This is a genomic window from Oligoflexia bacterium, assembly GCA_035326705.1.
In the GTDB taxonomy this organism is placed as follows: Bacteria; Bdellovibrionota_G; JALEGL01; order JALEGL01; family JALEGL01; genus JALEGL01.
In genome coordinates this window covers 614,059-628,070 of sequence record DAOLES010000001.1, presented here as the reverse complement: position 1 = coordinate 628,070, position 14,012 = coordinate 614,059, and the positions used below count along the sequence as shown (strand labels likewise).

At 33.9% G+C, this 14,012-nt stretch carries 17 protein-coding genes; 10 read left to right on the top strand and 7 right to left on the bottom strand.

Annotated elements, in window-relative coordinates; all coding sequences use genetic code 11:
- Nucleotides 1-40: 40 nt before the first annotated feature.
- A complete protein-coding gene (locus PKC21_02920) occupies nucleotides 41-370 on the bottom strand; it encodes a helix-turn-helix domain-containing protein (protein HMR24285.1) in 330 nt (109 codons plus the stop codon).
- Nucleotides 357-797: an SRPBCC family protein gene (locus PKC21_02915; GenBank protein HMR24284.1), complete on the bottom strand. Its 441-nt coding sequence runs from the start codon at nucleotides 795-797 to the stop codon at nucleotides 357-359. The genes PKC21_02920 and PKC21_02915 overlap by 14 nt, the downstream gene beginning before the upstream one ends.
- A 222-nt stretch (nucleotides 798-1,019) precedes the next feature.
- On the opposite strand from PKC21_02915, the gene PKC21_02910 reads away from it, so the two are divergent.
- Together PKC21_02910 and PKC21_02905 are read left to right on the top strand one after the other, a co-directional pair.
- Nucleotides 1,020-2,177, top strand: a complete 1,158-nt coding sequence (locus PKC21_02910) for a class I SAM-dependent methyltransferase (protein ID HMR24283.1) — start codon at nucleotides 1,020-1,022, stop codon at nucleotides 2,175-2,177.
- 63 nt (nucleotides 2,178-2,240) lie between these two features.
- The gene (locus PKC21_02905; GenBank protein HMR24282.1) at nucleotides 2,241-3,323 is read left to right on the top strand and encodes a beta-eliminating lyase-related protein; all 1,083 of its coding nucleotides are present in this window, start codon (nucleotides 2,241-2,243) and stop codon (nucleotides 3,321-3,323) included.
- On the opposite strand, the gene PKC21_02900 is transcribed toward PKC21_02905, so the two are convergent.
- A complete protein-coding gene (locus PKC21_02900; protein ID HMR24281.1) occupies nucleotides 3,320-3,544 on the bottom strand; it encodes a hypothetical protein in 225 nt (74 codons plus the stop codon). The two genes, PKC21_02905 and PKC21_02900, sit on opposite strands and share 4 nt — an antisense overlap.
- 87 nt (nucleotides 3,545-3,631) lie before the next feature.
- A complete protein-coding gene (locus PKC21_02895) occupies nucleotides 3,632-3,730 on the bottom strand; it encodes a DUF1697 domain-containing protein (protein HMR24280.1) in 99 nt (32 codons plus the stop codon).
- A gap of 116 nt (nucleotides 3,731-3,846) precedes the next feature.
- Between PKC21_02895 and PKC21_02890 the strand changes: the two genes are divergently transcribed.
- The gene (locus tag PKC21_02890; GenBank protein HMR24279.1) at nucleotides 3,847-4,197 is read left to right on the top strand and encodes a DUF2200 domain-containing protein; all 351 of its coding nucleotides are present in this window, start codon (nucleotides 3,847-3,849) and stop codon (nucleotides 4,195-4,197) included.
- Nucleotides 4,198-4,349: 152 nt separating this feature from the next.
- A complete protein-coding gene (locus PKC21_02885) occupies nucleotides 4,350-6,299 on the top strand; it encodes a hypothetical protein (GenBank protein HMR24278.1) in 1,950 nt (649 codons plus the stop codon).
- 50 nt (nucleotides 6,300-6,349) lie between these two features.
- On the opposite strand, the gene PKC21_02880 is transcribed toward PKC21_02885, so the two are convergent.
- Nucleotides 6,350-6,931 (bottom strand): hypothetical protein, encoded by a 582-nt coding sequence (locus tag PKC21_02880; protein ID HMR24277.1) that lies wholly within the window; start codon nucleotides 6,929-6,931, stop codon nucleotides 6,350-6,352.
- A 284-nt stretch (nucleotides 6,932-7,215) separates the two neighbouring features.
- Between PKC21_02880 and PKC21_02875 the strand changes: the two genes are divergently transcribed.
- The 4 genes from PKC21_02875 (at nucleotide 7,216) to PKC21_02860 (ending at nucleotide 9,518) form a co-directional block, all read left to right on the top strand.
- A complete protein-coding gene (locus PKC21_02875; protein ID HMR24276.1) occupies nucleotides 7,216-7,671 on the top strand; it encodes a beta/gamma crystallin domain-containing protein in 456 nt (151 codons plus the stop codon).
- 34 nt (nucleotides 7,672-7,705) lie between these two features.
- Nucleotides 7,706-7,915 carry a CsbD family protein gene (locus PKC21_02870; GenBank protein HMR24275.1) on the top strand — a complete coding sequence of 70 codons (210 nt, stop codon included), beginning with the start codon at nucleotides 7,706-7,708 and terminating at the stop codon, nucleotides 7,913-7,915.
- Nucleotides 7,916-8,153: 238 nt separating this feature from the next.
- Nucleotides 8,154-8,774: a hypothetical protein gene (locus PKC21_02865; GenBank protein HMR24274.1), complete on the top strand. Its 621-nt coding sequence runs from the start codon at nucleotides 8,154-8,156 to the stop codon at nucleotides 8,772-8,774.
- A 180-nt stretch (nucleotides 8,775-8,954) separates the two neighbouring features.
- On the top strand, nucleotides 8,955-9,518 hold the full coding sequence (locus PKC21_02860; GenBank protein HMR24273.1) for a hypothetical protein: 564 nt from the start codon (nucleotides 8,955-8,957) through the stop codon (nucleotides 9,516-9,518).
- A gap of 6 nt (nucleotides 9,519-9,524) precedes the next feature.
- On the opposite strand, the gene PKC21_02855 is transcribed toward PKC21_02860, so the two are convergent.
- The gene (locus PKC21_02855) at nucleotides 9,525-10,742 is read right to left on the bottom strand and encodes a hypothetical protein (protein ID HMR24272.1); all 1,218 of its coding nucleotides are present in this window, start codon (nucleotides 10,740-10,742) and stop codon (nucleotides 9,525-9,527) included.
- 278 nt (nucleotides 10,743-11,020) lie between these two features.
- On the opposite strand from PKC21_02855, the gene PKC21_02850 reads away from it, so the two are divergent.
- Nucleotides 11,021-11,863: a hypothetical protein gene (locus PKC21_02850; GenBank protein ID HMR24271.1), complete on the top strand. Its 843-nt coding sequence runs from the start codon at nucleotides 11,021-11,023 to the stop codon at nucleotides 11,861-11,863.
- Nucleotides 11,864-12,266: 403 nt separating this feature from the next.
- The gene (locus PKC21_02845; protein ID HMR24270.1) at nucleotides 12,267-13,097 is read left to right on the top strand and encodes an SDR family oxidoreductase; all 831 of its coding nucleotides are present in this window, start codon (nucleotides 12,267-12,269) and stop codon (nucleotides 13,095-13,097) included.
- Nucleotides 13,098-13,146: 49 nt separating this feature from the next.
- Here the strand turns inward: PKC21_02845 and PKC21_02840 are convergent, their stop codons facing one another.
- Nucleotides 13,147-13,839, bottom strand: coding sequence for a class I SAM-dependent methyltransferase (locus PKC21_02840; protein ID HMR24269.1), 693 nt, complete (start codon nucleotides 13,837-13,839; stop codon nucleotides 13,147-13,149).
- Between the last annotated feature and the right edge of the window lie 173 nt (nucleotides 13,840-14,012).

Sequence of the window (14,012 nt, the reverse complement as noted above, 5' to 3'; positions counted from 1 at the left end):
GGAGGCTCCGTTGAGATTGCTATATTACATTTAACTTTATTTAAAATTCAGCTTCTACAAAATTCTTTAATGCGTTAAGCCGGGCATCCCATTGTTTTTCTATATTATATATGAACGTTCTAGCTTTTTCTAAAGTCTTTATATTTATAACGACATGAGTTTCTCTCCCAGACTTATTTAGCTTTACAAGATTTGATTGGACAAGAACCTGCAGTTGTTTTCTTGCACCTTGTCGGGTCATGTTTAAATTTTTTGATAGTTCTCCAATGGTTTTTGCTGATCCATTGGATAAGCGATGGATCATCTTTAAGCGTGCGGGATCTCCAAGGGCTTTATAAATTTTTGACTCATTTAAATTACTTTGCGTCAAAGAATTGCTCCAAACGATTTAACATAAAGTCCCAACCTCCAGAATTTTGTTTGAAAGATTTTTCTATTACATTGTTTGGCAACTGACTAAAGCCTGTTTCAGTTAAAATAACCTTACATCTGTCACCTCCTAAGCTTTCAATTCTAAAAGTTACCAGTGTGTTTGCTACCTTAGTAACATCACCTAAAAAATGATTTGCGCCTGGAACCCAGCGATAAGAAAAGTGAGAATAAGGCGAAGCACTTTCTATATACACTTGATTTTTGCCATCTTCACCAAAACCAAAAATGGGTTGTTCACCTACTTCAAACTTACCTTCTAAAGTTTCTGGGAACCATTGGGTTATTTTTTTGGGGTTGCTAATGGCATCATATACTTTTTCCTGACTTGCATTGATTATAATTTCCCGTTTGATTTCATTTTTCATAGATTCTCCTTATTTTCAATAGGCTTACGTACGAAATGACTCATACTACAAATTAATATAAATAAGCAACTAAAAAGTTGCATAATTATGTCTTCTCCTATGTATGCATATTTTTAAATCTTGATATGGGTAGCAATTTATTATAACTCTCGATTTGTTATGGCGATTCCATTTTTTAAAACTATTGTTAAAAGTCTAAGTGTTTTATTAATGTGTGTTTTCTTGCAAAAAGCGAGTGCACAGCAAGAGAATAACCTTATCTTGCATCGTATGCAGTTACCAGATGGTAATGAAGTTTCTGTAGTTGTAGCATCCAATCATGAAGGCAGTGAGGTTCCAATAACGGGTGAATATTTATATCCAATACCGCATGCACTGCATAATCTTCAATTACAAAATATGCTTAGTCCACGAATGAATCACTATTGGTTTGTTCAGGGTTGGAATAAACTTTTGCTTTCATCAGATCATCACGGAGAAAAATTGGGGCCAAAGAAAGATTTGTTGAAAAAATACCAAATTGACTATCAAAGTTTATGGGGTGAAGAAATATTAAGCTTAGCTGAAGGCCGTAATGCTATTGTATTGTGGATGAATCAGTTGCATGAAGAACTTAAGCAATATTTGAATGCTGATGTTGAGCCTATACAAGCTGTTGGTGTAGACTTGATTTATGGTGAGGCAAATATCCCAGAAGGCGGACAAGACAGCGCCGGTATTCTCAAGTTTCGTAATCGACATAAAAATGTTTTGCGTTATGCGGATGTGACTAAGCTAGAAGAATTTTCTGAAGATACAGATCGATTTCAGCTTATTTTTGGTCATTATATTTTTAAATACCTTTCATCAGAAGGACAGAAAAGCATGTTGAAACATGCACTTAGATTGGTAAAACCTGGGGGTACAATACGTTTTAATGATGTGCCATTAATTATAGAAGAAGTGATTGATCCTAAAAATAGAAACAAAAAAATTTGGCAATTTACCCCTGCTTTTCAACAGGTGATAGCTGAGTTAAAGCAAGAGTTTAATTTTGATTACATTGTCAGTGAAAACTGGAGTCCAATTTATTTAAAATCAATTTCAGAATTGTCAGAAGTTCCTCAAACATTTGAGCAATATTTAAATCAAGCCTATATTTTACCACGAGATGTGCTAGTAGATCAGCAAATGATGATTGACTATCCGTCAAGGATCTCAATCAAATATGATCTATTTAATGAACCTTATCTTGATAGAAAATATGAACAAGGTGATATAAAATTAACAGAATTACAAAAGATTAAAAACTTTATTAGTGCCCAGCCAGTTTTTATTAATGCTATGACCAACCGTACCAATAATTACAGCTTAATTATTAGAAAAAAAGTTTATAACTAGTAAAAGTAGAGCGAGCCACTTTTTTATATATTATTACTCTTGTTTTGTGTAAGTCTTTAAAGCATGAATCAAAATGAGATTTTGAAAATTAAGAATAACTGTCAGTTTTTTTTACATGGCCATTATCCACTTAAACCTAAACAGTATTTTGAAGAAATGTATGAACATACTTCGCCAAACGAAGAGGCGGATCGTTACGGTGAAGGAGAGGCTCTCCAAGCCTTTGAACATGAATTAAAAAACATTTTTGGTTTTGAAGATTGTGTGTTTCTGCAAAGCGGTACCATGGCACAGTTAATCGCCATGCGTATATGGACAGATTTAGAAAAAAATTCACGTATAGCGTTCCATCCAACCTGTCATTTAGAGTTGCATGAGCAGCATGCTTATAAAAAACTGCATGGCCTTAGCGCAGAATTGATTGGTCATAAAGATCAGTTGATGAATATTGAAGATCTTAAAAATTTAAAAGAAATTCCGGCCGCAGTAATTATTGAGTTACCGCAAAGAGAAATAGGAGGCCAATTACCTTCATGGGAAGATTTAAAGAAACAAATTTCATATCTTCGCTCTAAAAATATTAAAGTTCATCTTGATGGTGCAAGAGTTTGGGAATGCGCTCCCTATTATCAAAAGACTTATCAAGAAATAACCAGTTTATTTGATAGTGTCTATATTAGTTTTTATAAGGGGATTGGAGCAATAGCAGGTGCCGCACTACTCGGAAGCAGCATATTTATTAAAAAAGCGCGGGTTTGGAACAGAAGGCATGGCGGTAATTTGATTACGGCGGCACCTTTATATTTATCAGCACGCTATAACTTAAAAAAAAGAATACATAGTTTTGAAAGTTTTTATAAAAAAACCAAAGAAATTTGTGCAGTTATAGCAACAATGGAGGGGATTTCCATTAACCCTAAAATACCGCAGGTGAATATGTTTCATCTTATGATTAAGGGTGATAGCAATGATTTATCAAAACGTGTGTTGGAAGTAGCAAAAGAGATGGGTATCTGGGGTTTTTCAAATATCAAACCCTCACCTGTTCCTGAGTTTTCTACGCTTGAATGGTATGTAGGAGACGCAGCTTTAGACATCCCTCTAGAAAAGATTAAACAATATATAAGTAGAGTTTTAGATCGTTAATCATCCATTAAAAACTTTAATTTTTTAATGGTATTAAAGTTTCTACCGGTTACTGGCGCGGCCATAGCTTTTTCAATTTGTGGTACCAGCTTTGAGCGTTTAATACCGTCAGGAGCTAAGAGATAAAATATATTTTTTATATTGAAAAAGACCGTCTTTGATGAACTATAAAAAGTTATCACGGCTATATAAAAAAATATCTGGTGTAAAGCCATGATCATGATTAGTTTTTTTTAAATTTTTTCTGTCAATTGTTTCAAGCTTTTTTAGGATATGAAAAAAACAACATTACCACTTTGAATATAAGTTTATATGTTAGCGCAGCTTAAAAAATCTAAAACCTGGCTGAGAGAAGCCATGGGCAGCTTGTTGTGTCCACTGACATTAGTCCCTCTTAATAAGGCCATATATCTTTCCATAATTATAGTGTACAATTTTTATTAAAACTTTCAGATCATAAATAATTTATGGTTATGTTTCTTGTAATGATACGATTATAATAAAATTATAAAAGAGAACTATTATGAAAAATCATAAAATTTACAGTATGCCATTTGCTAATGTTTATCCGTATTATGTTGCTAAAGCAGAGAAAAAAGGACGTACAAAACAAGAGGTGGATCAAATTTTGTTTTGGCTTATGGGATATACAAAAAAAGAACTTAATGAACATCTTAACAATGAAACTAACTTTGAAAGCTTTATTAAACATGCCCCAAAACTTAATCCAAAAAGACTTTTAATTAAAGGTGTGATTTGTGGTGTTAGAATAGAAGAGATGGAGGACTCTCTCATGCGTGAAATCAGATTTTTGGATAAATTGATAGATGAGCTTGCCAAAGGCAAAACATTAGAAAAAATTTTTAGAGAGTAAGCCTTATCAAAGAAAATTTTATATTTAATACCGTTGACAACAGTCACTACTACAAGCGATTTTTTCTTTAATTAAAATATCGTTTTAAATGAGTTGACTTTTATAAAATTATTGATAATGATTATCAATATTGAAATTATAAAAGGAAAACCATGAAACAAATCAGATTATCAATTTTTACTTTTTTAAGTGTAAGCTTTTGGGCTTTAGCTTGTTTTTCGCAACAACGCATGGTGTATGCTTGGCAAGAGTATACTGGGAATGAAGATGATGAAAGTGTTGTTGCATATATCTATGAAAAAACTGCTAAACAGTCACCCAAAGTATTGGTAGAAGGGGGAATTTATCCAAGCATATCCTCAGATGGTCAAGAGTTGATTTATAGTGAAAAAAGATCGGATGGTCATTATGTCATAGTGGTTAAAAATTTGGTGACAGGTGTTAAAAAAAAATGGTCTAATGCTGGTTTTAACTTAATGGCATCTTTTTCCGGAAATGGTCGTTATATTACTTATTCAGGACCTGTGGGGCCAGAAACCATTGATAGAAATGGAAACAAGAGTAAAGAAAACCGAATTGTAGTTATTGACAGACAAGATAATCAAGCCAAGATTGAAATTATTCCATCACAGTATAAATCCTATTTTCCAAAATTGTCTTCAGATGGACGTTATGTTGTGTTTCATGAAAGTTATGGAAAACCAGAAAGTGAAGGGTCATCAAAAAGAGCTAGAAACAAGCGTGTGGTTATTTATGATCGGCATACAAAAGAGCAGTTAAGCATTACACCAGAGGAAGGATACTGCTTTGAACCTGCAATTTCAAAAGATGATCGATATATTGCAGCTGTGTGTAGAGTGACTGAGAATGCAGTGAGTAATGATGATATTTACGTGTATGATCGGCTTAATCTTTCAGAGCCTCCGCAAAGAATAACACAACAACCTGGTTTTGACTATGCTCCAACGTTTAAGCCAGATGGATCAATTGTATTTAGTTCTGATGAAGAACAGCGTTCGCATGAGTTTCGTCTTTTTGAAGCAAAATTATCTTCTGAGGGTGCTTATAATGCTCCCAGCTTAATCTTTGCTGGAGAGGGGGTGCATTATGTCCCTTCTTTTAGTGGTGACTTAAACATGCAACAATCATTTAACTCTAAAGAAATGGTTCAAGCACGCTCATCTTTTGGTTTTGCCCAAATTCAAGATGGATGGGTCGTCATGGGTGGAAATCAAGGGAAGCAACATGATCATAGTTCCAATGCCATTGTTTCAAGCACAGAAATTTTAAATGCAGATGGAACTTGGCTTACAGTTAAAAACTTACAACGCCCTAATGCTGCGCAAGGTTTTGAACTTTTTTTCTATAATAATAAACTTTTTGCTATGGGAGGGAGAATTCCTGATGATACTCCCAATGCAAATGATCAGTTTTCTTTGGATACAGTAGATGTTTATGACATAAGTTCAGAGACTTGGTCAAGTTTACCTTTGGCTGAAAAGCGTTCATCGTATGCGGCTTCACAAATTGGATCAAAAGTTTATCTTTTATATGGTTGGCTTTCTGGGACATGGATGCAAGGAAGTTACGTTGGTAATGGAGAAGTTTTTGACTTAGAAACTGGAGAAACAGAAATATTTGAATTGCCTAAGCCATACCGCAGAGGTTTTGCTTCTACTGTTTGGAATAATAAAATTATTCTTGTTGGTGGCTTTGCAGATGGTAAACTTTTGACCAATGTTGATCTATTTGATCCAGAAACAATGGCAGTTGAAAACTTACCCCCGTTACCTTTTGGTTCATTTTCTCCCACTGCTGCAGTTGTAGGCAACACATTGTATGCTTTTGGAGGTGTATTTCCTTATGGTAAAAGCATGCATCGAGATGCACTTTACGTCAATCATATTTACAAACTTGATTTGGCTAACCCTGCAAAAGGATGGGTTCATACTGGACGTTACATGCGCGAGTCTAAAGCATTTTTACGAGGCTTGTTAGATAATAATACAAATCAAATCCATCTTTTAGGAGGTCACTCGTTTGAGTTGGGTCGGGAAAACAGCCTTCCAGTAACAACACATGAAATCTGGAATATCAAATAAAAAGATTGAGAGCTAAGAAGATTGTCTTGTCTCTAAAATTTAAAAAGAATTTAGTCTTTAAAGTTATCTAGGCTTTCAATACTGCATTTCAACGTTCCTACACTTTTAATAGTGCAATTGCATTGAATATTTAAATTAGGAATAGTCCATGAAAGCTCGCTGTCTTTGTATATAGCTTGAGGAAGGTGGTTCTGAGAAAATACAAAGTTGGTTTGTAAAAACTGATCTAACGAGTATGATTGTACATTCTTAGCAAGTGTATGTAAATCATGTTCAATTTGTTCTCCGCATACTTTTCCCGAATAATAGAGTTGTGAATTTTTTTTAGATTGATTAACCTGTGGATCTAAATACTCTGGAGTTTCTGACACCCATAAAGTACTCCGTTTGAGATAGTTTAAACAAGTAATAGTATCGTTGTTGGTTGTCTTTGTTTCATGATAGTCATTGTGTGTGATACTTGGTCTTATATGATGACTAAAACCACAGTCTAGATCTTGGCTGCCTTGCGTACTTTCAGTTTGTATTTCTCGTTCTGTTGAAGCAATCAACAAGTAAAAACAGTCTTGGTTTTGAGCATATACAGTGTAATTCGTATATGCCATTATAAAAAAAACTAAAGTAACTTTCATAATATTTCCCAGTAATTTAAAAAGTTATTTCTATTTATGAAACTAATAATTATCCAGTAACATTAATATCAATATAAAATCAAAAATAATTGATGTGGCCGATGTTAGCAATACTTATTTAATATAAGTTTCATGTTTTTAATAATAGTGGTTTAGCTATTTATCTTCTCAATACTTTTTATTTAATTATCTAAGCATTGTTGCCCTAACGAAGGTTAGTTTTGAATGGTGTTAAAAATAAGTAAGTTCATATTAATAATTTAATTAATCATAAGGAGGTTAATATGAAAAAAATGATGACAATTGGTCTTGCGGTACTGCCGCTGTTGTTCATCCATAATGCTTTTGCAGATAATCATAAGAATAAATCCAAAAGAGCAATAAAGGCTGAAGATAAAATCATGCAAAAAAACTTTGTTACGGTTTATACTTATCAAGCTTTGGCAACAGATGAAGATTGTTGGGCAACATTTTACGATAAAGACAACTATAAAGGAGCAAACTTAACTTTAGCAGGTAAACATACTTTGGGGGATGTTGATTTTGACCTTAAGCCTTATACTCTTGGTGGTGATCCTGACAGCGTTAAGGTTGGCTCAAAAGCAACACTCTATCTTTATGGTGATGAAGACTACAAAGATTTGGATTATACAATTAAACCCAATGCGGAGCTTGCAAAGCTTAAAAAAATACCGGTATGGGATGATATTGAAAGCGTCCGTTTAACCTGCAGTAAGTAATAAAAATATTAATCAAAATAAAAAAGGAAATATTATGAACAAAGATATAATTAAAGGAAACTGGAAACAAATAAAAGGAATGGTAAGAGAAAAATGGGGAGAAATTTCTCATGATGATATTGATCGAATGGAAGGAAATTACGATCAAATTGTAGGTAAAATCCAAGAAACGTATGGTAAAAGCAAAGAAGAAGCTGAAAATGAATTTAACAGCTGGATTAATCAACAGAACATCCATCGTTAATTGGCTTTGTTTTATTGAGCTTAAGCTTAAATAAAAATATAAAAACTCTACGCTTAAAGGCAATATTTGGGTGTAGAGTTTTTTTTATCAATAAAGAAAATGCGGCATCTACATCCTTGATATGACCAAGATATCTCTTTAACGTGGACAATGACCAATCATAACTGGCTAGAGCCCATCAAAATACCATTTTAATAATGGCACATGTTTTGCTATTTGTTCAGGCATGAGGCTTAGGGTGAAACAATACTTTGGATTTTATATTTTTATTTTATCTTTATCTTTTATTTATGCTCAGAATAATTATTTTGAAATTGCTGAACAAAGTCTACTAAGAGCCAAGTATACTGCATTATCCAATGCAGAAGAGTCTTCTGAAGTTGAGGAAGAAAGAATTGACTGGGACTATTTTCAAACTAATCCCAACTACTTGGGGATTTGGGGTTTAATGGCAGTGTATGTCTATGATAATGAAAAGCTAAGTTTTTATGATGCAGAACATATACGAACAGATTTAAATATATCCCAACTTTTTGAAAAAAAATATGAAACATCAGATGATAGAAGCAATCTTGAAATTAGACTTGATGATACATTCTTACAAACCAGAACGAGAAGAAGAGTCAATATTACTCACAGAAACGGGTTTCAGGTTGCACATTCAATGCTATTGGTAAAAATTAGATCAGTGTTTGGTCTGATTTTAAATCAATTGGATTTAGATGTTCCAAAAAACATGACGATTATGTGTGGTCTAAGTGTACATCATACGATGGTGTGTATGCATGAGGAATATATTCAAGGTCAGCCCTTATCCAAAAAAATTGTGATGTTTATGTATAAAGAAGAATCATTTTAAGCATTAAAATAATAGATAACTTTATATATACTCAGGATTTTAAATGTTTTTTAAGCTTATGAGCTCAAAGCGAGTTAACCTATTGATGAAAATATAATCTGAAGTATTTTTTGCATCAGAGCATTTTTTTTGTTATTTCAACAGTATTAATCGTTTAAACGCGTCTTAAAGGGGAGATTTATGTCATATATAAAACACGTTTTGTTAGTGAGTTTACTGGGCTTATCAAGTGCATTTGCTTTTAATATCAACTATTTGGCAACATATGTTTGTGATGAAGCCCATTTAAAAGATGCGCAGCCTAGTAACTTTAACCAAGATGCATGTGAACAGGGATTTTTGATGGGCTATCAAGACTATTATCAGTCTAACTCTGGACAGAAAAGCAATATAGATCAATTGGTCTTAGAGTATGCATTAGGCTCAAGTGACACAAGCTTAAAGCAATGGTTTATTAAAGGTTATGCATTGGCTGAACAGTTAGAAGAATACAACCCTTGTCTTGCCTATGGCTACTGTTCAACCCAAACAGTTAATGATCAATTAGAACAACGCTTTATTAGTACTGATCAAATTGACGGGTGTAATGCTGGTTTTAAAGCATTGAATAATGGACATAAAGATGCTCAGGACTATCGTAGTCTAATAGATACCATCAATAGTATAATTGCAGGCTTAAATAATAATGCTGACTATAAAGAAGGATTTTATTTTGGAGCGATTCAAGGTTTTCGCTGCCATTAAAGTTTATTAGCGTTGATCTGCATAAGAATTGTACTCAAGGGTATCTTGGACATCTCCATTGCCTTCTATAAAGTATGCCAAGCTCCAACCATTGTGTATGTTTCCACCATCAACTAATTCGCTGAAATTTCTTGAAAAGTAATTGTGGGTGACGGTAACTTTGGTAGAAACATTGGCAGTTCCAATTTTAACATCATACCAAGGACCGCAGCCGCTTGCATAAAAAGAAATACATGTCATATCTACATCAGGTGTGGTTTGAAAGGTATTATGCTTCACAATGACCTTACGTTCTAAGCTTAAATGGTAGTTTGAAGTTTCATGGGTTTCTGCGCCATAATCAGCACCTCCTGCATAGTCTCTATTGCCTCTTATCAGTAAGCTTCTTTTAAGAACAAACCCTTGACCGGCACCCGTATTGTTTTGCCCTACGGCAACAGCATTCCAATACCACTTTATTTTAAGATTAAAAAAGTAACCTAGCTCAGCATCAGGACCATTGTAAATGGCATCATAATGTTGATCACCAAGGTCAGAGTAAGCTATCCAACCGCGTTCTCCACGTAAAAAAATGGTGCTTGAATCGGGAAAATTTTTTATTTCCATATTGCTAATATAGCCTTTGCCACGACCAACACCACATAAGGTTTCTCTTTCTTGATTGGGATTGCTAGATGTACCAAAAACCCTAAAACCAGTTACTACACTTCCAGATTTAAGTTGGATGCAAGCATCATTACCCCCTGGATTATAATCACAGGTTATCTTTGGACCGGAACTATTTTGTCCTCTATCTCCTGCTAACATAACATGGTCTGGAATAACAATAGGTCCATCAGTTACTAAAAAATCTTTTTCAAGCCATACAATTTGACCGGGAGAAGCTTGGCTTAATGTGTTTCTTAGTTTTGCTAAACTATCAGCCCCTGAAATAATAAAATCTGCATCTGATTTTTTTGGGCCTATTGTATAGCCGCTACCTCCTCCAATTGGGTAATCATTGACAGTAGAAAGAGCTCCTATTTCATTGTTTGGATACTCTCTAGGAATGGGCAGGAAGTTAGAAAAGTAACCTTCCGCTAATGGGATATCAGGGTCAATGGCTAGGTTTTCAGTTGGATCTGGAACTGGCTCATTAAAGGGGGGCATAGGATTATTTTCACTTTGAATGATAAAAGATTGGCCACAAGCAGCAAAAAAAGCCAATAGGATCAAACTACACATGTATAAGATTTGGGCAACATGCTTAGATCCATAAAAATGCATGTTAATATAAAGAGCAAGTTATATGCCATGAAAAATAGATATAAGGTGTTGATTTTTAAGAACCTATCAACGATAAAATCATGTTTGTATAAGATTTGCGTAAACTTTAGTTTAATTTAGTTGTGGTATTTGAACAGTGTTTTTAACAATGGGGTTTTGCAACTAAAGTTAAATTAAGATAGAATAAAAAGACATGCATAATCATGCAACACCGTTTAAGTCTATAGGAGTATAACATGAAGCAAAAAATAAGATTTTATCTTTTAAAAAGAACTTATATAGTTTGCCTAAGTCTACTTTTAGCAAGTTGTGGGAGCTTTATTGATTTTGATGGATCAGAAGTTAATGAACAGCAACCCACAATTTCTGGCCTAAGAATTGAAAATAATCAAATTATTATAACAGGTGTTAACATGGACACAATTGAAAGAGTGTTGGCTAATTCTGTAGATTTAAATGGGTACTTATTTCAAATTGAAAATCAAAACACCAGTCAAGTGACATTGAATGTTTTTCACCAACTTGGCAATGCGCTAAATATTAGTGTTGATTCAATTCTGAGCTTTATGGTTGAAACAGCTTATGCACAACAACAAGTTTCTGTTAACTTGGATGGAGTGGGTGTTCCCACTGGGGCTGTGATGCCTTTTAATCTGGCAACATGTCCAAATGGTTGGGTGTTGATGGATGGCAATAATAGTACATTGGATATGCGTGGAAGAGCTGTTATAGGTTCTGGCCAAGGTGCAGGTTTAAACAATTATAATTTTCAAGAACAAAATGGTGTAGAAAGTAATACGCTAAGCGAAACAAATCTTCCAAGTTCTGTTCTTCCAGTAACAGGCTCAGGCGCAATACTAGGTACAACCAATGATGCGATTTTAGATGAGATGGCTCCTGACTCAATGTTTGGAACGGCAGGGTTTCCTATATATACACCAGATGCAATGGGTCTTTTGACAGTTAGAATGAAAGAAGGCTCAGTAGATCTAGCTTCTCTTCAATTTGATGGGGCCAATGATACGCCTGTTAACAATATGCAGCCATACACTGCTTTGATCTACTGCCAAAAAGATTAAGACTAAGTTTTTTAATTTAATGTAAAGCTCAAAAGAGCATACGACAGTCTGTAAAAGGTTATTTTTTATTTTATAAAAGCGCTGATTACAGCATCATTCCCAAGTAATGAAAAAAAGTGTAGTATAAATGCATTAAAGAAATAAATGTGACTAAACTATGAAATGTTAAATTATTGGTATGCAAAATGAGATGAGTTTTTTTATTTCTTGATAAATCAGGTGTATTGCCAGTTTATTTCCTTAAACACTTTTTTGTTAATATATACGTGGTTTAAATAGAGATAAAGTTAAGGGGAAATTTTCATAATTAGAAAACCCTTTTAATAAAATACAAAAGCTATGAATTTAAATTATTTTAGTTTTTATTTAAAGCATTCTTGAGTAGTTTTGTTATAGTTCATTTATGAATACAACACTATTAAAAGATAAAGTTTTAATTGTTAGTGGAGCCAGCCGTGGAATTGGTAAAGCCATTGCCTTGCGAATGGCTAAAGCTGGAATGCGGGTTGTTATCTTGGGAAAGACTGAAAATCCCCACCCAAAAGTACCTGGGACAATCCATGAGACAGTTGCAGACATTGAAAAAGAAGGTGGACAAGCCTTGGCGGTAGCTTGTGATGTTCGTGATACGGAGCAACTTGCATCTGCAGTTGAAAAGACGCTAAAGACTTTTGGTCAGTTAGATATGGTGGTAAATAATGCTGGAGCCATTCAATTACAAACTTTGGATCAACTTGAGAGCAAACGAATTGATTTAATGACCCAAATCAATGCCTATGCGCCAATTCATCTTATTAAATTTGCCTTACCTTACCTGAAAAACAGTGAACATGCGCATATTTTGAACATATGCCCACCTATTGACTTAGATCTTAAATGGTTTGCTAAGCATAGTATTTATACAGTTTCTAAATACAGTCAAAGTATGCTTACTTTAGGTTTATCAGAAGAATTTAAAAAAGACGCTATTGCAGTGAATGGGCTTTGGCCTAAAACCTTGGTTGCAACGGCAGCTGTTCAAAATTTATTGGGTGGTGATCAAATGATTCAGCGTAGCCGTAAAACAGATATTGTAGCAGATGCCGCACATTGGATTTTTTGCCAATCTCCAGAAAAAACAACTGGGAATTTGTTTTTAGATGAAAATGTTTTATCAAAAGCTGGGATAAGCAACTTAGATCAGTATGCAATTAATCCAGATATGGGCCTACAAAATGATTTATATGTTTCTTAATGGTAACGTTAAAATTGTATAGTAAACTTGATTAACAAAAATCATACATCTATTTTTTACAAAACCATCCACAAATCATAAGGGTTTGGAAAAACTGTACTGGACAATCTAACCCAGCTTGTTTGATTTGCTCTTCAGTTTTAGAGGGGGGGAGAACAGTTAACACTTCTTTAAGCTGGTGGGGTAATTTTGTTAAACTTTCTGGGGTTGCTCCCATCAGTTTTTGTACTTCTTCCCATTTTTCAAGCATCAATGGAAATTGGGGTGAATTTAGGTCATAGCTGATTTCTGCATGAATAAGATAGCCGTCTTTTTGTAGGCGTGAAGCCATATTTTGAAAAAAATGTATCCGTTGTGTATTTTCAACAAAATCTCCAACAAAGAGACTTAAGATGGCAGAAAATTTTTCTTGTTTTGGAAGATCTTCAATGTATCCATGAACAAACTTACATTGATTGGCAAGACCTTCTTCGGTTATTCTTTTTTTGCAAACCTTTAACATTGATTCTGAAGGTTCAAGCGCAACAAAATTCCATTGAGGAAAAACCTTTGCAAACCAAATGATTTCAGATCCAGTTCCTGCACCAACACATAAAATTTTTGAGTCTTTAGGAAGGTCTTGTAAAAGTAAACGGACAGTAAAGTGTAAGGCTTCTTTTATTGGGCTTAACTTACTATTGCGTTCATCATAAGCTTGCGCCATATCTTCATTAAAAAAATCTTGTGGTATATTCTTAGACATAAAAAATTCTTTCCTAAGGTATTTTATATTCAATAGCACAAAATAACGTTTAAGATGGTTTTTATCTAGAACTTTACTGATTTTTTACTTTTAAATTTAAGTCAAGCGTTTAAAGTGATTGGGTATATTGGGATAAATGATTTATTAAAAATACAATAACTACGTTTTTTTAT